The organism is Pseudomonas sp. D8002, from assembly GCF_013385695.1.
In the GTDB taxonomy this organism is placed as follows: Bacteria; Pseudomonadota; Gammaproteobacteria; order Pseudomonadales; family Pseudomonadaceae; genus Aquipseudomonas.
In genome coordinates this window covers 1-18,763 of sequence record NZ_JACAPM010000042.1, presented here as the reverse complement: position 1 = coordinate 18,763, position 18,763 = coordinate 1, and the positions used below count along the sequence as shown (strand labels likewise).

General features: G+C 62.7%; 17 protein-coding genes. 13 read left to right on the top strand and 4 right to left on the bottom strand.

All coding sequences use genetic code 11. The annotated features are described in order from the left end of the window. The first annotated feature begins 38 nt into the window (after positions 1-38). The gene (locus tag HX807_RS24740; protein WP_087693843.1) at positions 39-1,187 is read left to right on the top strand and encodes a MalY/PatB family protein; all 1,149 of its coding nucleotides are present in this window, start codon (positions 39-41) and stop codon (positions 1,185-1,187) included. A gap of 94 nt (positions 1,188-1,281) precedes the next feature. Then, complete coding sequence (locus tag HX807_RS24735) at positions 1,282-4,629, top strand: hypothetical protein (protein WP_177051392.1); 3,348 nt, start codon at positions 1,282-1,284, stop codon at positions 4,627-4,629. 148 nt (positions 4,630-4,777) lie between these two features. On the opposite strand, the gene HX807_RS24730 is transcribed toward HX807_RS24735, so the two are convergent. Beyond that, entirely contained in the window at positions 4,778-4,993 is a 216-nt protein-coding gene (locus HX807_RS24730; RefSeq protein WP_003217010.1) for a molybdopterin-binding protein, read from the bottom strand. Positions 4,994-5,406: 413 nt separating this feature from the next. Here HX807_RS24730 and HX807_RS24725 point away from each other — a divergent pair, with 413 nt between their 5' ends. The 3 genes from HX807_RS24725 to HX807_RS24715 are packed head-to-tail and all read left to right on the top strand — an operon-like array spanning position 5,407 to position 7,938. Further along, positions 5,407-6,378 carry an aliphatic sulfonate ABC transporter substrate-binding protein gene (locus HX807_RS24725; RefSeq protein WP_177051391.1) on the top strand — a complete coding sequence of 324 codons (972 nt, stop codon included), beginning with the start codon at positions 5,407-5,409 and terminating at the stop codon, positions 6,376-6,378. 10 nt (positions 6,379-6,388) lie between these two features. Then, entirely contained in the window at positions 6,389-7,222 is an 834-nt protein-coding gene (locus HX807_RS24720) for an ABC transporter permease (RefSeq protein WP_008431322.1), read from the top strand. Between the two features lie 2 nt (positions 7,223-7,224). Then, a complete protein-coding gene (locus HX807_RS24715) occupies positions 7,225-7,938 on the top strand; it encodes an ABC transporter ATP-binding protein (protein WP_008431321.1) in 714 nt (237 codons plus the stop codon). 163 nt (positions 7,939-8,101) lie between these two features. On the opposite strand, the gene HX807_RS24710 is transcribed toward HX807_RS24715, so the two are convergent. The 3 genes from HX807_RS24710 to HX807_RS24700 all read right to left on the bottom strand — a co-directional run bounded on the left by HX807_RS24710 (position 8,102) and on the right by HX807_RS24700 (position 10,586). Continuing rightward, positions 8,102-9,037 (bottom strand): FecR domain-containing protein, encoded by a 936-nt coding sequence (locus HX807_RS24710; protein WP_008431320.1) that lies wholly within the window; start codon positions 9,035-9,037, stop codon positions 8,102-8,104. Next, complete coding sequence (locus HX807_RS24705) at positions 9,034-9,552, bottom strand: sigma-70 family RNA polymerase sigma factor (RefSeq protein WP_087693848.1); 519 nt, start codon at positions 9,550-9,552, stop codon at positions 9,034-9,036. Before HX807_RS24705 ends, HX807_RS24710 begins: the two co-directional genes overlap by 4 nt. A 92-nt stretch (positions 9,553-9,644) precedes the next feature. After that, positions 9,645-10,586 carry a LysR family transcriptional regulator gene (locus HX807_RS24700; protein WP_087693849.1) on the bottom strand — a complete coding sequence of 314 codons (942 nt, stop codon included), beginning with the start codon at positions 10,584-10,586 and terminating at the stop codon, positions 9,645-9,647. A 117-nt stretch (positions 10,587-10,703) separates the two neighbouring features. Here HX807_RS24700 and HX807_RS24695 point away from each other — a divergent pair, with 117 nt between their 5' ends. The 8 genes from HX807_RS24695 (at position 10,704) to HX807_RS24660 (ending at position 18,623) form a co-directional block, all read left to right on the top strand. After that, a complete protein-coding gene (locus HX807_RS24695) occupies positions 10,704-11,999 on the top strand; it encodes an MFS transporter (protein ID WP_177051389.1) in 1,296 nt (431 codons plus the stop codon). A gap of 15 nt (positions 12,000-12,014) precedes the next feature. Next, on the top strand, positions 12,015-13,199 hold the full coding sequence (rhmD, locus tag HX807_RS24690; RefSeq protein ID WP_087693851.1) for an L-rhamnonate dehydratase: 1,185 nt from the start codon (positions 12,015-12,017) through the stop codon (positions 13,197-13,199). 11 nt (positions 13,200-13,210) lie between these two features. After that, a complete protein-coding gene (locus HX807_RS24685) occupies positions 13,211-14,011 on the top strand; it encodes an HpcH/HpaI aldolase/citrate lyase family protein (RefSeq protein ID WP_177019628.1) in 801 nt (266 codons plus the stop codon). 10 nt (positions 14,012-14,021) lie between these two features. Next, the gene (aldA, locus tag HX807_RS24680) at positions 14,022-15,455 is read left to right on the top strand and encodes an aldehyde dehydrogenase (RefSeq protein WP_177051387.1); all 1,434 of its coding nucleotides are present in this window, start codon (positions 14,022-14,024) and stop codon (positions 15,453-15,455) included. A 70-nt stretch (positions 15,456-15,525) separates the two neighbouring features. Next, entirely contained in the window at positions 15,526-16,407 is an 882-nt protein-coding gene (locus HX807_RS24675; protein WP_177051385.1) for an amidohydrolase, read from the top strand. Beyond that, the gene (gene rhaM, locus HX807_RS24670; protein ID WP_087693855.1) at positions 16,407-16,727 is read left to right on the top strand and encodes an L-rhamnose mutarotase; all 321 of its coding nucleotides are present in this window, start codon (positions 16,407-16,409) and stop codon (positions 16,725-16,727) included. The genes HX807_RS24675 and rhaM overlap by 1 nt, the downstream gene beginning before the upstream one ends. 40 nt (positions 16,728-16,767) lie before the next feature. Further along, the gene (gene rhaT, locus HX807_RS24665; RefSeq protein WP_102605252.1) at positions 16,768-17,826 is read left to right on the top strand and encodes an L-rhamnose/proton symporter RhaT; all 1,059 of its coding nucleotides are present in this window, start codon (positions 16,768-16,770) and stop codon (positions 17,824-17,826) included. 26 nt (positions 17,827-17,852) lie between these two features. Next, positions 17,853-18,623: an SDR family NAD(P)-dependent oxidoreductase gene (locus HX807_RS24660; protein ID WP_177051383.1), complete on the top strand. Its 771-nt coding sequence runs from the start codon at positions 17,853-17,855 to the stop codon at positions 18,621-18,623. Positions 18,624-18,763: the final 140 nt, after the last annotated feature.

Sequence of the window (18,763 nt, the reverse complement as noted above, 5' to 3'; positions counted from 1 at the left end):
CGCCATTTCTACGCCCGCCTCCCTGATACGAGCCACCCATGAGCTTTGATTTCGACACGATCCACTCCCGCCTCGGCACCGGCAGCACCAAGTGGAGTCGTTACCCGCAAGACGTTCTGCCGATGTGGATTGCCGACATGGACATCGCTGCCCCACCGGCCGTGCTTCAAGCGTTGCACGAGCGACTGGGTCAGCAGATCCTCGGCTACAGCGTGGCCTGCGATGGCGTGCGCGAGGCGATCGTCGCCGACCTGTGGGCCAAGTACGCCTGGCGCGTACAGCCGGATGAGTTGCTGTTCCTGCCGGGGGTCGAGCCTGGTTTCAACATGGCGCTGCACGCATTTGTGCAGCCCGGCCAACCGGTGGTGTTGCAAACCCCCAACTATCGCCCGATCCGCCTGGCGCCCGGCCACTGGAACCTGCCGAAGATCGAAGTGCCATTTGAGCTGAGCGCCGAAGGCGAGTACCTCACGCCGTTGCCGGCAATGCGTGAAGCCCTCACCGGCGCCGGGGCGCTGCTGTTGAGCAACCCGCACAACCCGATGGGCAAGGTCTTCCCCCGTGAGGAACTGCTGGCCGTGGCCAGCGCCTGCCTGGACCAGGGTGCGCTGATCGTCTCCGATGAAATCCACGCCGAGCTGTGCTTTGACGGCCGCCGGCATATTCCCACCGCCAGCCTCAGCCCCGAGATTGCCCAGCGCACCATCACCCTGATGTCGGCGAGCAAGGCGTATAACGTCGCCGGGTTGAAGACCTGCTTCGCGGTGATCCAGAATCCCGAGATCCGCGAGCGCTTCAACCAAGCCCGCTGCGGCATGGTCGACAGCGTCAGCCCCCTGGGCCTGGAAGCCACGCGTGCGGCCTACAGCGACTGCGGCGACTGGCTGCAGGCGCTGGTGGCCTACCTGCAAGCCAACCGCGATTACCTGCTGAACGCCGTGCAAACCCGCCTGCCCGGCGTGGTCATGCATGCGCCTCAAGGCACCTACCTGGCCTGGCTGGATTGCAGCGCCCTGGGCCTGGACGACCCGCAACGGTTCTTCCTCGAACAGGCCAGGGTCGGCTTGAGCGCCGGGATTGAATTCGGCGATGACAGCCAGCAATTCGTGCGCCTGAACTTCGGCTGCCCACGGGCCATGCTGGAAGAAGGCATCGCCCGCCTGGAACGCAGCCTGCGTCACCGTTAAGGCGCAATTCACAACTTTTCGCAACGACCGCCGAACCCCTGCTGTTACTGTTTTTGCCGATTCGTCCCACCGGTAACAGCAGGAGTTCCATGGCATGACGACCCAGCCGCTCAACCGCTCGACCGACCCCAAAGCCCTTCCTCTCACACCGCCCAAGTCCGGCGCGGCGTTCCACGTGCTGCTCAAGAACAGCGCCAACAACAAGAAGGTGGAGGCCGGCGACAAAACCGCGCAAGGGCTCGCTGCCAGCAAGGAACAAGGCTATGAACTGGCCGCCAAGGACGCCGCACCGCCCACCACCCTGGGGGACTACAAGGCCATCGGCCCGGCGGACGAAGTCGGCCCCGGCCTGATCCGCTATGAAACCCAGGACGGCAAGAAAGTCATCGTCAGCGAAAAAGACAGCCCCGAGCTGTTCAAGCAAGTCAGCGCCGACTTCAAGGCACTCTCCGGCGTCAACGCCAGCGAAGCCGCCGGCTACCAGCGCCTGGGCGGCGACGCCACGGCCCCGGAAAAGCTCGGCGACTACAAATCCCTCGGTCCGCCCGACGAAACCGGCCCCGGCGTGATTCGCTACGAGACCCAGGACGGCAACAAGTTCGTCATCAGCCAGCGCGACAACCCGGAGGCCTTCCAGAAAGCCAAGGAAGCCTATGAAAGCTTCACCGGCCTGGGCAGCAGCGAAGACGCCGGCTACAAGCGCGCCAGCGACAACGAAGTGTGGCCGCCCTACGCCGGCACCACCGTCGGCCCCAAGGATGAAGTGGGCCCCGGCCTGATCCGCTTTGAAAGCAATGGCCAGAAAATGGTCGTGGCCCGCGACGACAACCCCAAGCTGTTCGACTACCTGGCAGGCCTGCACGAGGTCTACACCAACCCCGACAAAAAGGCCGCCGTGGAGTCCGCGCTCAACGACGGCTCGACCCTGGCAGACGCCAATACCAAGGCGCCGGAGCTGAACGACTACAAGGGCTTCGGCTGGATCGAAGGCCAGCAAGGCAATGTGCTGACCTATGAAACCCACGACGGCACCAAGGTCGTCGTATCGGCCGACGTCAGCCCGGAACTGTTCAAGAGCGTGGCCACCGCCCAGGACACCTGGAGCAAGATCCACTCCAGTGAAGACGCCGGCTACAAGCTGGCCGGGCCGAATGACTTCCTGAAGAACACCGAGATCACCTTCGGTTCTCCCGACGAGCTGGGGGACGGCCTGATCCGCTATGAAACCAGCGAAGGCAAGGTCATCGTCTCCAAGGAACTCAGCCCGCAGCTCTACGACGAAGTGGTTGCCAAGTGGGAAGCCTGGAGCGCCGGCACCGTCGACGAGACCCGCGCCAAGTACAACCTGCCGAGCAACGATGAGCTGGACGTGCTCAACCTCGACACCGGCGTGCATGCCGACAAGGACGACGACAAATCGCCGACCCAGAGCGTCAGCGAACTGGCCACCACCGAACTGATCGACACCTACCGCGCCGGCGTCAAGGACGGCTCGATTCCCAAAGACGACCCACGGGCCAAACTGGTCCGTGCCCTGGAAGCCCAGGCCGCCTACCAGAACGGCCATGGCATCACCGGCTACGAAGAATCCAAGCGCCCGTTCAACACCACCTGGCGCGAGTTCGATGACAAGCAGACCGAGCTCACTTCCGCCGACATGCACGACATCATCGACGGCAAGGCGGTGCAGGAGCAGATCGGCGAGTTGTTCAAGGACCCGACGGTGCAGGCCGACTACAAGACCAAGATGGACGACGCCATCAGTCACCTGCCCAACAAGGACGAGATCAAGCAGAAGCTTCTCGACCTGACCAGCAACCCCGACTATGTGCTGTACCTCAAGGACCTGCAAAAACAGGGCAAGAGCCACGAAGCCCAGCAAGACCTGAGCAACACCCTGACCTCGCTGTCGCTGTTCGACCCGGAAGCCGCCACCAAGGCCGCGCAGAATATCCAGGCCGATGGCCTCACCACCGATCTCAACGAGATTCTCTCGGACCCGAGCAAGATCTCCGACGACAACAAGGAACTGGCCACCAAGGACCTGTTCGGCCTGCTCAAGGGCGTGCTCAAGGGCAACCTGCTGGACCTGCCGCGCCGCAGCCAGGAAGTGCTGGAGAAATTCCTCAACGAAGGCCTGGAGGGCAAGGAGAAATCCTCGGCCGTGACCAAGGCCCTGGAAGAGCTCGGCGACGTCTACAAGAACAGCGGCACCATCAGCGAAGCCGACGTGAAAACCGCCCTGAGCAAACCGTATATCCCGGTGGCGAATCGCGGCATGCTCGGCGAAGTGTTCAACACCCTCAACAGCAAAGGCATCCTCGGTTCGATGGGCGCCGGCGTCAGCCTGTTCTCGGGGATTTACCAACTGGTGGGCAAAGGCGGCAAGCTCGGCGAAACCCCGGCCCAACGCATGACCATCGCCAAGGACTTCCTGAGTTTTGCCGGCGGCGCCAGCCACTTCGTCAAGCTCGGTGACAAGATCGGCGAAGCCCTGGGCAAGGGCGGCCTGGTGGACTTCCTCGGCCTGGACAAGACCCTGCCGGAAATCTGGGGCAAGGAAGGGGCGGCCGGCAAAGTCATCGACTTCAGCAAACCCACCGAAATCGACTCAAAGGTCAGCAAGGAAATCGCTGCGGCCCTGGACGCGGTTCCCGACAGCCAGTACGACGGCGTGGCCAAGCTGTTTGGCGAGGGCGACAAGGCGGTAACCGAAGCCACCGAAGGCCTCGCCACTCACCTGGATGACGGCCTCAAGGCAGCCGGTGCGGCCAAGCTTGGCGCCTCCCAATCGGCGAAGATCGCCGGTTCCGTGATCAAGGTGTTGGGCCCGGCGACGGACATTGCCGGTGGTTTTGCCGACATTGTGCTCGGCGCCCTGGCGATCAAAAGCGGCGTGGACAGCAAAGACCCGTTGGCTCAGGCCGCAGGTGGCTTGCAAGTGGCGGGCGGTGCGTTCGGCGCGTCGGCCGGGGTATTGGGTGCGGCGGCGCTGTTTGGCGCGGGCACGGCGGCGGCGCTGACCGGGCCGCTGTTCCTGGTGGGAGTGGTGTTGGCGGTGGTGGGCGGGATCATCGGTTACTTCGTCGACCACAATAAAAAACAGAAGGCCACTGAGAAGGAAAACGACTGGTACCGCGACCTGGCCGGCGACGGTTTGTTGCAGGACAACTGGGCGGACAAGGTCGAATACGCCCACTACGAGATCCACCACTACCATGGCCGCGACACGCCGACCGATGACAGCCTGTTCCGCTTCCAGCAATCGGAGTGGGAGCATTTCGACTCCACACCACAAAGCGGCGGCTCGTCGAGCAACCGGCTGGATGGGGATTTGCACAAGGACTACAAGGACCCAAGCGAAACGCCCAAGGCACTGCCGGATGCTTCGGATGAGAAGCCTGGGTCCCGGCCATCGGGAGGCGGGCCTCGGCTCAACTAACTCTCCAACGGCTGTATGCAAAACAAAATGTGTGAGCGGGCTTGCTCGCGAAAGCGCTGGATCAGTCATTGTAGATGTCGACTGTCACACCGCCTTCGCGAGCAAGCCCGCTCCCACATTTGGATTGGGTTCACAACTGGACTCGGGTTTACAGCTTGGCGATCGACACTTCAGTCGACTTCACAAAGGCAATCACTTCACTGCCCACCTTCAATTCCAGGTCACGCACCGAGCGTGTGGTAATCACCGACGTCACGATCCCCGACGCGGTTTGCACGTCGATCTCGGACACCACTTCGCCGATCAGGATTTCCTTGATCACGCCTTTGAACTGGTTGCGCACGTTGATCGCTTTAATGGTCATGTCGGCTTTCCTTTGGTCTGTTGGGTCAATCCGCACGAATGCGCAGGCACTCAAAGTGCCCTATTCGTGAAACCAACAAAAGGAATATATAACTCTTTATTTATTCCATAAAAACATATGCAAGCTGTTGCACAGCCAACAGTGATTCAACAAAGTGCCCGCCTCCCCACTCCCAACCACTCCCCACGTAGCAGCTGTCGAGCCCAAGCGATACTGCGTCAGCGGTCTGTCTGACACACCGCGAACGCAGCCTCGCTTAGGCTCGACAGCTGCTACGCCAGGGTGCTGCCCTGCCCTGCAAAGACGCTGGCACAGAGACTGCATATTCCTATAACGCATGATGGAACATGCCATATGAATTTTCTGAATATAAGAAAAGCCTTCTCTTTTCCCGCCTTGTCCGGAGCTGTTCCATGAAACCCTTCTTCAATACCCTGTTGGGCGCCTGCGCCCTCGCCTTCAGCCTGCAACCCCTGGCCCATGCAGCGGAAACCGACCCTGCGCAAGTCAACCTGGACTACGCCTACTACTCCCCGGTGAGCCTGGTGCTCAAGCACTTCGGCTGGCTTGAAGAAGCGCTGCCGCAAACCAAGGTCGGCTGGGTGTTGAGCCAGGGCAGCAACCGTTCCCTGGAATACCTCAACAGCGGCGGCGTCGACTTCGCCTCGTCCGCCAGCCTTTCGGCGGTGCTCAGCCGGGCCAATGGCAGCCCGATCAAGTCGGTGTATGTGTACAGCCGCGCCGAGTGGACTGCACTGGTGGTGCGCAAGGACTCGACGTTCAACAGCGTCAGCGACCTCAAGGGCAAGAAAATCGCCGCCACCAAAGGCACCGACCCGTACCTGTTCACCCTGCGCAGCCTGCAGAAAGCCGGCCTGAGCAAGGACGACGTGGAGCTGGTGCACCTGCAACACCCGGACGGCCGTACCGCCCTGGAGAAAGGTGATGTGGACGCCTGGGCCGGTCTCGACCCGCACATGGCCGCCAGCGAAATCCAGGCGGGTTCGCGCCTGCTGTACCGCAACAAGGACTTCAACAGCTACGGCGTGGTCAGCGTGACCGACAAATACGCCAAGGAGCATCCACAGACCATCGCCAAGGTGCTCGGTGCCTATGAAAAAGCCCGCAACTGGGCGGTGAAACACCCCGACGAATTCGCCAAGCTGCTGGCCGACGAATCCGGCCTGCCGCTGGACGTGGCCAAGCTGCAATTGTCGCGTACCGACCTTAGCAGCCCATTGCTCACTGCCCAGGACGTGGTGTCGTCCAAGGCGGCCGCGCCGATCCTGGTGTCGGAAGAACTGGTGCGCCGTGGGGTGAATGTGGATCAGGTGATCGACCAGTTGATCGACCCAAGCTTTGGCCAGGCTTTGCCTCGTCCATAAGGGGAGCGTCATGAGCAGCAAAAGCGAAACCCTGCCCGTCGCACTCGCGCCAACGCTCACCGTGCAGCGCAGCGCCTGGCCGCGGCGGCTCAAGGGCCTGGCGTTGCCGGTGTTGATCCTGGTGATCCTTGAAGTGGTGGTGCGCATCGGCTGGCTGCCGTCCTACCAGATGCCGGCGCCCAGCGAGATCGCCGTGACCCTCACCGACCTCGCCGAAGGCGCGCTGTGGAAACACATCAGCGCCAGCCTGTTGCGGGTGCTGCTGGGGTTCTCCATCGGCGCCGGCCTGGCCCTGGTGTTTGCCGCCTGGGTCGGCTTGAGCCGCGAGGCCGAGGCGTACCTGGAACCAACCTTCGCCGGCCTGCGCTCGATCCCGAGCCTGGCCTGGGTGCCGCTGTTGCTGCTGTGGCTGGGCATTGATGAGACCTCGAAGATCGTGCTGATTGCCATCGGCGCGTTCTTCCCGGTGTACCTCAATGGCGTCGCGGCCATTCGCGACATCGACCGCAAGCTGGTGGAAGTCGGGCAGATGTATGGCTTCAGCCGCACGCGCCTGGTGCGTCGCATCCTGTTGCCTGCCGCCCTGCCCGGCCTGTTCACCGGCTTGCGCAGCGGCCTGAGCCTGGCGTGGATGTTCCTGGTGGCGGCCGAGTTGATCGCCGCGACCAAGGGCCTGGGTTACCTGCTCAGCGATGGCCGGGAAACCTCACGGCCTGACATTGTGCTGGCGGCGATCATCGTGCTGGCGCTGCTGGGCAAGATCAGCGACGGCCTGTTGGCGGCCCTGGAAAAACGCTGCCTGGCCTGGCGCGACACCTTCAACGGCCAAGGCCCGGAGAATTGAGCATGAGTGAAGCGCTACTGGACATTCGCGTCGAGCGGAAAAACTTCGGCGCGACGACGGTGCTGACCAACGTCCATTTGGCCTTGCAGCCGCGGGAAGCCGTCAGTTTGCTGGGCCCCAGTGGCTGCGGCAAAAGCACCTTGCTGCGGATCGTCGCCGGGCTGGAAAAGGACTATCAGGGGGAACTGTTGCAAGGTGGTGGTGAGGTCGCGTTTGTGTTCCAGGAGCCACGCCTGATGCCGTGGCTGACGGTGGAGCAAAACATTGGTTTCAGCGATGACGATGGCTATGACAAGGCCTGGGTCGCGCAGTTGATCGATGAGGTGGGGCTTACGGGTTTTGGCCAGGCGTTGCCCAAGGCGTTGTCTGGCGGGATGGCGCAACGGGTGGCGATTGCTCGCGGGCTGTATTCACGGCCGCAGGTGCTGTTGCTGGACGAACCGTTCAGCGCGGTGGATGCGTTTACCCGCATGAAGCTGCAGGACCTGCTGCTGCAATTGGCCGAGCACCACGGGATCGCCCTGCTGCTGGTGACTCACGATGTGGACGAGGCGCTGTACCTGAGTGACCGGGTGTTGGTGATGGATAACCGGCCGAGCAGTATTCGCCAGGAGCTGGCGGTGGAGTTGGTGCATCCGCGGGATCGGCGGGATCCGCTGTTGGCGCGGCTCAAGGCACTGGCGTTGACTGAGCTGCAGCGGGCGCATGTGATCTGAAAGGCACGTGTTGAGTCCGCCCAAAATCAAAAGCTGAAGCGGGCACGGTTCAAATGTGGGAGCGGGCTTGCTCGCGAAGGTCGTTAAAGATGACGCGGGCATCCTGATTCAACGCGGCGCTCTCAGGTTCTTCGCGAGCAAGCCCGCTCCCACAAGGATCGCATCAAGCAGCCGATTTACGCGGCGTCAACGTCACCCAATACTGCGTACGGGACTGCACTTGCAGCGGCATCGTCGACGCCAGCAACGCAAGAATTCGATTGGTATCAGCCAACTGAAAACTCCCAGTGACCCGCAGCGCTTCAAGGCTCGGGTCCCAGCGCAGCACACCCGGCCGATACCGCTCCAGCTCCCGCAAAAAATCACCCAACAGCTGGTTCTGCGCAGTCAGCACACCGTCGCGCCAACCCAATTGCAACACATCAAACCCCACCGCAGCGCCCATCCCCGACGCCTGCAACCGTGCCTGCTGCCCCCCCTGTAATGTCGCCACTTGCCCACGCAGGTCCTGCACCTGCACCGCGCCCTTCAACACCGACACCAAACACCCGGAAGACAACTGCCGCACACACACTTCAGCCTGGCTGACGATCACCTGGCCATAACGCGTCTGCACCGTCAGCGCACCAGCCCCCGGCACCGTCAACGCCATCTCCCCTTCCACCAGCGTCACACGGCGCCGGGCCGTATCCACGTCCACCGCGCTCGCGGTATTCAGTTGCAGGCTGCTGCCATCCAACAGCGGCACTCGCTTGCGTTCGCCAGTGGCGGTGTGCAGGTCGGCGCGCCACACGTCGATAGGCAATTGCCGGCTGAGCAACCACGCGGTTGGCAACAACGCGGCGACGCCCAAGGCACGCTTGAGTACTGCACGCCGTCCCGGTTGCGGACGATCGAGGCTGGCCATGGCCAACGCTGGCGGCAAGTCGGTAAACCGTTGGCGCAGCGATTGGGCTTTTTGCCAGATCTGCTCATGCTGGGGATGGCTGTCACGCCACTGCTGCAGGCGGGCGTGATCACGTTCGGTGGCGCTGCCGGATTCCAGCAACGCCAGCCACTGCGCCGCCGCCCGGGCGAGATCCGGCGCAGCACGGCTCACAGTTCCACCAGCAGGCAATGCTCGTAAGCCTGGGCCATGTAGCGCTTGACCGTACGCTCGGACACCTTGAGCCGCTCGGCAATCTCCCGATAGCCGAGTCCTTCCAGCTGGCTCCAGAGAAACGCGCGGCGCACCACCGCCGGCAAACCGTCGAGCAATTCATCCAGGGCTTGCAGGGTTTCCAGCAGCAACCAGCGTTGCTCCGGCGACGGCACGCAAGCCTCCGGCAACTGCATCAACGCATTGAGATACGCCTGTTCCAGACTGCGCCGCTGGTGAAAATTCACCAGCAAGCGCTTGCCCACCGTCACCAGATAGGCCCGGGGCTCCTGCAATTGCGCAATCGGCTGCGCGCTGGCCAGCACCCGCAGGAACGTGTCCTGGCTCAGGTCGGCCGCATCCCAGGCGTTGCCCAAGCGGCGCCGCAGCCAGCTTTCGAGCCAGCTGCGGTGGTCGCGATACAACGTGTGAAGGCTGGGTTCAGCGAGGTGCGTCGGCACTACAGCATCATTCATGGCAAGTAACCTGCGCGGCGCGAGCCAGTCTCAAATGAGATTCATTCTATTTAATAACCCGCCGGCATACCACGTTCTTTTGCACACGATGTTTAAAGCATTGCGGCCTTTTGCCTGAGCATGTCGATAAACAACCCCAACTCGCGGCTCACCGGGTCGCCCTTGCGCAGCAGCATCCCGAACGGTGCCAGTTGCACCTCCAGCACCACCGGCAAGGCCACCACGAGGCCCATTTTCAAGTAATCCCGCAGGGCGCTTTCCGAGAGCACCATGATCGCGTCGGTGAGTTGAATCAGTTGCTGCATGGAATACACCGAACTGCACTCGATAATGTCCGCCGGCTGCGGCAAGGCCAGGTGTTGCAATGCTTCATCAAAACCAATGCGCGCCGGGCTGGTTTGCGGTTGCAGGATCCACGGCCAGTCACTGACCAGTTCCGCCAGCGGCAGATGCTCGCGCTGGGCCAGGGGGTGGCCAGCGTGCACCACCACCAGCATGCGTTCGTTGCCCAGGGGCTCAAAGGTGTAATGCTCACTGTCGGTGGCGGCGTTGCGCCGGGCGATGGCCAGGTCGATGCGGCCTTGCTCCAGCAACTGGATCACCTGGTCGCTGGTATCGCCCATGATGCGAATGCGCATCTGCGGGTTGAGGGTTTTGATCTGCGCAATGGAGTCCATCACAAGGTCCGGCGCCGCGCCCATGATGGTGCCGATCGACAAATACCCGTAGCCGCCCTGCTGGCGCATCATCAGTTCCTCGGCGCAGCGGTCGAGGCCACTCAGCGCCGACTCGGCAAAGCGGATCAATTCCTTGCCCAGTGCCGTCGGGCGCATGCCCCGGGGCAGGCGCTCGAACAGGTCACAGGCAAACATATCCTCGATCTCGCGCAACATGCGCGTCGCCGCCGGCTGCGACATGTTCAGGCTTTGGGACGCACGGTGCAGGTTCTGGCTGGAACTCAAGGCCACCAGCATATGCAGATGCTTGTAGCGCAGGCGGTTGAACAGGCTGCGGGAGATTGCGGGACTACTCATTTCTTTCCTTGTTATCGATACCCTGAGGTTATCAGTTGTAAGCGAGATTCGATTTGTAGCGTATAGATGGAGCGCCGTACAGTCCTTCCCATAAGAACAAAACAACTGGACTGAACAATGAAGACCCTGCCTGCGTCCTTGCTCGCCAAGATTTCCTGGCGGCTGCTGCCCTTTCTGCTGTTGATGTACATCATGGCCTTCCTCGACCGCGCCAACGTCGGGTTCGCCAAGCAAGCCTTCCAGGCCGACACCGGCCTCAGTGATGCCGCCTTCGCCTTTGGCGCCGGGGTGTTTTTTGTCGGCTATGCGCTGCTTGAAGTGCCGAGCAACCTGATCATGCATCGCGTCGGTGCCCGCCTGTGGATGTGCCGGATCATGGTCAGTTGGGGCCTGGTGTCCGCCGCCATGATGTTTGCCCATAACGAAACCAGCTTCTACCTGTTGCGCTTCCTGCTGGGCGTGGCCGAAGCCGGATTTTTCCCCGGGGTGATTCTCTACCTCACCTACTGGTTCCCCTCTGCCGTGCGCGGCAAGGCCATGGGTTTCTTTTACTTTGGCGCGCCCCTGGCCTTCATCTTCGGCAGCCCGCTCTCGGGCCTGTTGTTGGAGCTGGACGGGTTCTCTGGGCTGCACGGCTGGCAATGGCTGTTCGCGGTGGAAGGCCTGATGGCCACCGCGGTTGGCATCTGGGCCTACTGGTACCTGGACAACCGCCCCGCCGATGCCAAATGGCTGAGCGTTGCAGAGCGCCGCCAGATCCAGGACCTGCTCGACCGCGAAGACCAGCACAAAACCTCTCACGGCCGTAGCCTGCTCACTGTGCTGTGCCAGCCCAGCGTGCTGTACCTGTGCCTGGTGTACATGCTGATCCAGGCCAGCGTTTACGGCGTGGTGTTCTACTTGCCAACCCAGGTCGGTGGGCTGCTGGGGACCAGGGTCGGCTTGATGGTGGGCCTGGTCTCGGCGATTCCCTGGGTCTGCGCGCTGTTCGCCGCGTGGTGGATTCCCGGCTACTCCGACCGCACCGGTGAACGCCGCAAAGCCGCGTCCCTGACCCTGTTGATGGCCGCCGCCGGGATCGCCTGCTCGGTGACCTTTGCCAACCCGCTGCTGGGCATGCTCGCCCTGTGCTTTGCCGCCTCGGGCTTTATCGCCGTGCAACCGGTGTTCTGGACCTTCCCGTCCAGCTACCTGGCCGGCAGCGCAGCGGCCGCCAGCATCGCCCTGATCAACTCCTTCGGCGCCCTCGGCGGTTTTATCGCCCCGGTGCTGAAGAACTGGGCAGAAACCGCCTTTCACTCCCCTGCGGCCGGCCTTTACCTGCTGTCCGCCACCACTGTAGTCGCAGCCTTGCTGGTACTCGGTATCCATTCCCCAGGCCATAAAGCGACGAACACGCCGGCCACTGTTTAATCAAGGAGTCACACCATGGGCAATCTCACAATCAAGCACGTGCGCGCCTTTGTGCTGCGCGGCGGCGGCGCGGACTACCACGACCAGGCAGACGGCCACTGGATCGACGATCACATCAGCACCCCCATGAGCAAATACCCCGAGTACCGCCAGAGTCGCCGCAGTTTCGGGATCAACGTACTCGGCACGCTCGTGGTCGAAATCGAGGCCAGCAACGGCACCGTCGGGTTCGCCGTGACCACCGGTGGCGAGCCCGCCGCCTATATCGTCGAGAAGCACCTGGCGCGCTTCCTGGAAGGCGCCCGCGTCACCGATATCGAAAAAATCTGGGACCAGATGTACCAGTCCACCCTGTACTACGGCCGCAAGGGCCTGGTGATCAACACGATCTCCGGTGTCGACCTGGCGCTGTGGGACCTGCTCGGCAAGATCCGCCAGGAACCGGTGCACCAGTTGCTCGGCGGCGCGGTGCGTGACGAATTGCAGTTCTACGCCACCGGCGCCCGCCCCGACCTCGCACAGAAGATGGGCTTTATCGGCGGCAAGATGCCCCTGCACTACAGCCCATCGGAAGGCGAAGAAGGCCTGCGCAAAAACCTCGAGGAACTGGCAACCATGCGCGAACGGGTCGGCCCGGACTTCTGGCTGATGCTCGACTGCTGGATGAGCCTGGACCTGAACTACGCCACCAAACTGGCAACCGGCGCCCATGAATACGGCCTGAAATGGATCGAAGAAGCGCTGTCGCCCGACGACTACTGGGGCTATGCCGCGCTGCGCAACAACGTGCCCAAAGGCATGTTGGTTACCACCGGCGAACACGAAGCCACCCGCTGGGGCTTTCGCATGCTGTTGGAGATGGGGTGCTGCGACATTATCCAGCCAGATGTGGGCTGGTGCGGCGGCCTCACCGAGCTGGTGAAAATCTCCGCCTTGGCCGATGCCCACAATGCGTTGGTGGTGCCCCACGGCTCGTCGGTCTACAGCTACCACTTTGTTGCGACCCGCCATAACAGCCCGTTCGCCGAGTTCCTGATGATGGCGCCCAAGGCAGACGAAGTGGTGCCGATGTTCCACCCGCAACTGCTCGGTGAACCCGTGCCGGTGAATGGCCGCATGCGCCTGTCGGTGCTCGACAAACCCGGGTTTGGCGTGGACCTCAACCCCGATTGCCAATTGCATCGCCCGTACAACCGCTGAGGACTCCTGCCATGAACATGCCCCACAACGCTTTCAAGGCCGCGCTGCGTAAAGACGCCGCGCAATACGGGATCTGGGCCGGCTTCGCCACCGCCTATGCCGCCGAGATCGTCGCCAGCACCGGTTATGACTGGATGCTGATTGACGGCGAACACGCCCCCAACACAGTGCCCAGCGTGCTCAACCAGCTCCAGGCCGTGGCTCCCTACACCACCGCCCCGGTGGTACGCGCGGTAAGCAGCGACGCCAACCTGATCAAGCAACTGCTGGACGTCGGCGCCCAGACGCTGATGATCCCGATGGTCGAAACCGCCGAGCAAGCCAAGGCCCTGGTGCGTGCGATGCGTTATCCGCCCCACGGTATTCGTGGCGTTGGTGGCGGCTTGACCCGCGCCACCCGCTGGGACAGCGTGTCGGATTACCTCAACACCGCCCATGAACAGCTGTGCCTGATCGTGCAGGTGGAGTCGCGCCTGGGCGTTGAAAACGTCGCGGCGATTGCGGCGGTGGAAGGCGTGGACGCGGTGTTTATCGGCCCCGCCGACCTGTCCATCGGCCTCGGTCACCCCGGCAATCCCGGGCACCCCGAGGTACAGGAGCGCATCCAGTACGCAGTCAATGCCACGCTGGCGGCCGGCAAGGCCTGCGGCATTCTCGCGCCCAACGAAGACGACGCCCGCCGCTATCAAGCCTGGGGCTGCCAGTTCATTGCGGTGGCCATCGACATCAGCCTGCTGCGCCAGGGTGCCATGTCGACCCTGGCCCGCTATCGCCCAGCCGCCGACGCCAAGGCGCCGTCACGTACCTACTGAGGAGCCAAGCATGTCATCCGTACCGGTCTACCAGAACTTCATCAACGGCCGCTTTACCCCGAGCGATGCCCACCTGGATGTGTTGAACCCGGCTACCGGCGTCCTGCTGTCGAAGGTCCCGGCGTCCACCTCCGAAGACATCGACCAAGCCTTGGCTGCCGCACGTCATGCGCAAAAAGACTGGGCGCGCAAACCGGCGATCGAACGTGCCGGGCACTTGCGCCGCATCGCCGCCAAGCTGCGGGAAAACGTCGCCCACCTGGCGCGCACCATTACCCTGGAGCAAGGCAAGGTCAGCGGCCTGGCGGAAGTGGAAGTCAACTTCACCGCCGACTACCTCGACTACATGGCCGAGTGGGCGCGCCGCATTGAAGGCGAGATCATCACCAGCGACCGCCCCAATGAAAATATCTTCCTGTTCCGCAAACCCCTGGGTGTGGTGGCCGGCATCCTGCCGTGGAACTTCCCGTTCTTTTTGATCGCCCGCAAGATGGCCCCGGCGTTGCTCACCGGCAACACCATCGTGATCAAACCCAGCGAAGAAACGCCGAACAACTGCTTCGAGTTCGCCAAACTGGTGGCCGAGACCGACCTGCCGGCCGGGGTATTCAATGTGGTCTGCGGCGATGGCCGCGTCGGTGGCGCCCTCACCGCCCATAAGGGCGTGGACATGATCAGCTTCACCGGCAGCGTCGCCACCGGCTCGCGGATCATGGCTGCCGCCGCCCCCCATATCACCAAGCTCAACCTCGAGCTGGGTGGCAAGGCACCTGCCATCGTCCTCGCCGATGCCGACCTGGACCTCGCGGTAAACGCCATTCGCGACTCGCGGATCATCAACAGCGGCCAGGTGTGCAACTGCGCCGAACGGGTGTACGTGGAGCGCAAGGTGGCCGACCAGTTTATCGAGCGCATCAGCGCCGCGATGGCCGCCACCCGCTACGGCGACCCCATCGCCCAGGCCGATGTGGAGATGGGCCCGCTGATCAACCGCCAGGGCCTGGACAGCGTCAATCGCAAGGTGCGCACCGCGCTGGGCCAGGGTGCATCGCTGGTCACCGGTGGACAGATCGCCGACCTGGGCCAGGGCTTTCACTTCCAGCCGACGGTATTGGCCGGTTGCCACGCCGACATGGAAATCATGCGCGAAGAAATTTTTGGCCCGGTGCTGCCGATCCAGATTGTCGACGACCTGGATGAAGCCATCGCCATGGCCAACGACTGCGACTACGGCCTGACCTCTTCGATCTACACCCGCGACCTGGGCAAGGCGATGCAGGCGGTGCGCGAATTGTCATTCGGCGAGACCTACGTCAACCGCGAGAACTTCGAGGCGATGCAAGGCTTTCATGCCGGCGTGCGTAAATCCGGGATCGGCGGCGCCGATGGCAAGCACGGCCTGTACGAGTACACCCACACCCATGCGGTGTACTTGCAGAGCTGAAGTGGTGCAACGGGCCTTGGCGCGGTAGCGTGCGGGCCCTTCCCCATCCATTGTTCCGAAGGATTGCGCTATGCCCCTTACCCCTTACAGCGGGCCGATCATCGACAGCCATTTGCACCTGTTCGACCCGCGCCGCCCCCAGGGTATTCCCTGGCCCGAGCCGGGAAACACGCTGTATGCCGCACATTTGCCGGCGGATTATTGGCCGCTGGCGGGCGAACATAACGTGATCGGCGCGATTGCCGTGGAAGCCAGCCCGTGGCGCGACGACAACCGCTGGTTGCTGGAGACCCTGCGCAGCGACCTGCGCATGCTCGGTTTCGTCGGCAACCTAGACCCGCTGCACGGCGACTTTGCGGCAGACCTCGATGCCTTGGCCCATGAACCGCTGTTCCTCGGTTTGCGCTACGGCAACCTGTGGGACCGCGATTTGCCAGACGACCAGAAGCGCCCCGGCTTTATCGAAGGCCTGCGCCGCCTCGCCGAATACGGGCGTGGCCTGGACAGCGCCAACCCCAATCCGCGCTTGATCAAAGGGCTGCTGCATTTGAGCGATGCCTTGCCCGAGCTGCGCATCATCGTCGATCACCTGCCCAATGCCAGCGTGCCCGCCGGCGAAGAATCCGCGTATCACGCCGACCTGATGCGCCTGGCAGAGCGGCCGAATGTATTTGCCAAACTGGCGGAAATCCCCCAGGTCGGCCCGCAGGGTCTGATCCTTGACCCGGCGTTCTACAACGACCGCCTGGCCGTGCTGTGGGAAGCCTTTGGCGAAGACCGTTGCTTCTTCGGCAGCGACTGGCCCAACAGCGATCACCTGGCCAGTTTCGCCACCACCCTGGGCCTGGTGAAAGCCTGCATGGCGGGCAAATCCGAGGACGTACAGGGCAAGTTCTTCCTGCACAACGCGGTGCGCATCTACAGTCCTACGCCACCCCACGGAGGCAACTAATGCAGACCCGAGCCTTTCGCATGAACCTCAACCCCGGTCAGCACGCCGAGTACCGTCGACGCCACGATGAGATCTGGCCCGAACTGGCCCAGGCCCTGCGTGATGCCGGCGTGGTGGACTACCGGATCTTCCTCGACGAGGCCAGCAACGCCTTGTTCGCCGTGATGACCCACGAAGAGCGGCACGGGCTCGACGCACTGCCGGGCACCGCGCTGATGCAACGGTGGTGGCAGTACATGCAAGACATCATGCCCAGCCAGCCGGACGCCTCGCCCGTCAGCGTGGATTTGATCCCGATGTTCAGCCTTACCCCAGGCTGAAACAGCGCGCTACCACAACAATAAAAAAGGATTCGACTACGTGGAAATCATTCTCTTCGGTGTGATTCTGCACTTCATCGGCGGCTTCGCCTCCGGCAGCTTCTACATCCCCTACAAGAAAGTCCGCGGCTGGGCCTGGGAAAGCTACTGGATCACCGGCGGCCTGGTGTCATGGCTGATCGTGCCGCTGATTGCCGCGCAACTGACCGTGCCCGGCTGGGCCGACATCCTGCGCCAGGCCGACAGCAGCACCTTGCTCTGGACCTACCTGTTCGGCGTGCTCTGGGGCATCGGCGGGCTGACCTTCGGCCTGACCATGCGCTACCTCGGGCTGTCCCTGGGCATGTCGCTGGTACTGGGCCTGACCTCGGCCCTTGGCGCCTTGATGCCGGCGCTGTATCGCGACCTGTTCACCGACGCCACCGAAGGCACCCTGACCTCAATGCTCGCCTCCCAGGGCGGGCATTGGGTGCTGTGGGGCGTGGCGGTATCGCTGGTGGGCATCGCCGTGTGCGGCAAGGCCGGGCTGATCAAGGAACGAGAAGTGCCGGAAGCGGTGAAATTCGCCAGCATCAGCGAGTTCTCGGTGGCCAAGGGCATGCTGGTTGCGGTGATCTCCGGGGTGCTGAGCGCGTGCTTCAGCTACGGTATTTCAGCCGGGCGCCCACTGGCTGCCGCGGCTGTCGAGCATGGCGCCAACAGCCTGTTCCAGAACAACGTGACCTTCATGGTGATCATGTGGGGTGGCCTGACCACCAACGGCCTCTGGTGCCTGTGGCTGAACTGGCGCAACCGCACGTTCCACAACTACACCGACCGCAGCACTCCGCTGCTTGGCAACTACCTGTTGGTGGCGTGTGCCGGCACCCTGTGGTTCCTGCAGTTTTTCTTCTACGGCATGGGCGAAAGCCGCCTGCAGAACGACGCCAGTTCGTGGGTGTTGCACATGTCTTTCATCATCATCGTATCCAACTGCTGGGGCCTGTATTTCCGCGAATGGCAGGGCACCAGCGCCACCAACAAAGGCGTATTGGCCGCGGGTATCGCGGTGATTCTCGGTGCCATTGCCATGGTCGGTTACGGCAACTATCTCGGCTGAGGCCGCTTTTTTTCAGGAGTTCACTTATGTTACTTGCAGACAAAACCGTGATTATTACTGGCGCCTCCCGTGGAATCGGCCGCGCCGCCGCCAGGGAATGTGCACGCCAGGGTGCCCGTGTGGTCATCGGCCACAGTGGTAGCGGCCAAGGCACTGAAGCGGCGTTTTCGTTGATCGAGGAAATCAAGGCGTTCGGCGGCCAAGCGGTGGAGGTGGGCGGCGATGCGGCTGATCCGGACACCGGCGACAAACTGGTGGCCGGCGCGCTCAAGGCATTCGGCAGTGTGGATGTGTTCGTCAACAACGCCGGGATTTGTCCGTTCCACTCGTTTCTCGAGATGCCGCGTGAGGTGTACCTGAAGACGGTCAACACCAACCTCAACGGCGCCTACTTCGCCGTGCAAGCGGCGGCAAACCAGATGAAAAACCAGGGCAAGGGCGGCGCGATCATCGCCGTCAGTTCCATCAGTGCGCTGGTGGGTGGCGGGATGCAGACGCACTACACGCCGACCAAGGCCGGGCTGCACTCGTTGATGCAGTCCTGTGCGATTGCGTTGGGGCCGTATGGTATTCGCTGCAACTCGGTGCTGCCGGGAACGATTGCCACCGATATCAACAAGGAAGACTTGGCCGACGAGGAGAAGCTGACGTACATGACTTCGCGCACGCCGTTGGGGCGCCTGGGTGAACCCGACGACGTCGCGGGGCCCATCGTGTTCCTCGCCTCGGACATGGCGCGGTATGTGACCGGAGCTTCGCTGTTGGTAGACGGGGGATTGTTTGTCAACTTGCAGTAGCGTTGGGAAGCGGGCCGCCGCGACGGGGCGTCCCTGCCCCGTGCTACCTGCGTTCGGCCAGCGTGGTTTAACGGGGCGCCTAAGATCAAGATCAAAAACAGATCAAGAGCACAGCGGCCTGAAAGCCGACTTGAGTGTTG

What these genes read in the sequence shown, in the direction of transcription:
- HX807_RS24700 (WP_087693849.1), bottom strand. Translation starts at nt 10,586, where the DNA reads ATGAGTAGTCCCGCAATCTCCCGCAGCCTGTTCAACCGCCTGCGCTAC.
- HX807_RS24735 (WP_177051392.1), top strand. Translation starts at nt 1,282, where the DNA reads ATGACGACCCAGCCGCTCAACCGCTCGACCGACCCCAAAGCCCTTCCT.
- HX807_RS24695 (WP_177051389.1), top strand. Translation starts at nt 10,704, where the DNA reads ATGAAGACCCTGCCTGCGTCCTTGCTCGCCAAGATTTCCTGGCGGCTG.
- HX807_RS24705 (WP_087693848.1), bottom strand. Translation starts at nt 9,552, where the DNA reads ATGAATGATGCTGTAGTGCCGACGCACCTCGCTGAACCCAGCCTTCAC.
- HX807_RS24740 (WP_087693843.1), top strand. Translation starts at nt 39, where the DNA reads ATGAGCTTTGATTTCGACACGATCCACTCCCGCCTCGGCACCGGCAGC.
- aldA (WP_177051387.1), top strand. Translation starts at nt 14,022, where the DNA reads ATGTCATCCGTACCGGTCTACCAGAACTTCATCAACGGCCGCTTTACC.
- HX807_RS24675 (WP_177051385.1), top strand. Translation starts at nt 15,526, where the DNA reads ATGCCCCTTACCCCTTACAGCGGGCCGATCATCGACAGCCATTTGCAC.
- HX807_RS24730 (WP_003217010.1), bottom strand. Translation starts at nt 4,993, where the DNA reads ATGACCATTAAAGCGATCAACGTGCGCAACCAGTTCAAAGGCGTGATC.
- HX807_RS24715 (WP_008431321.1), top strand. Translation starts at nt 7,225, where the DNA reads ATGAGTGAAGCGCTACTGGACATTCGCGTCGAGCGGAAAAACTTCGGC.
- HX807_RS24660 (WP_177051383.1), top strand. Translation starts at nt 17,853, where the DNA reads ATGTTACTTGCAGACAAAACCGTGATTATTACTGGCGCCTCCCGTGGA.
- rhaM (WP_087693855.1), top strand. Translation starts at nt 16,407, where the DNA reads ATGCAGACCCGAGCCTTTCGCATGAACCTCAACCCCGGTCAGCACGCC.
- HX807_RS24725 (WP_177051391.1), top strand. Translation starts at nt 5,407, where the DNA reads ATGAAACCCTTCTTCAATACCCTGTTGGGCGCCTGCGCCCTCGCCTTC.
- HX807_RS24720 (WP_008431322.1), top strand. Translation starts at nt 6,389, where the DNA reads ATGAGCAGCAAAAGCGAAACCCTGCCCGTCGCACTCGCGCCAACGCTC.
- HX807_RS24685 (WP_177019628.1), top strand. Translation starts at nt 13,211, where the DNA reads ATGAACATGCCCCACAACGCTTTCAAGGCCGCGCTGCGTAAAGACGCC.
- rhmD (WP_087693851.1), top strand. Translation starts at nt 12,015, where the DNA reads ATGGGCAATCTCACAATCAAGCACGTGCGCGCCTTTGTGCTGCGCGGC.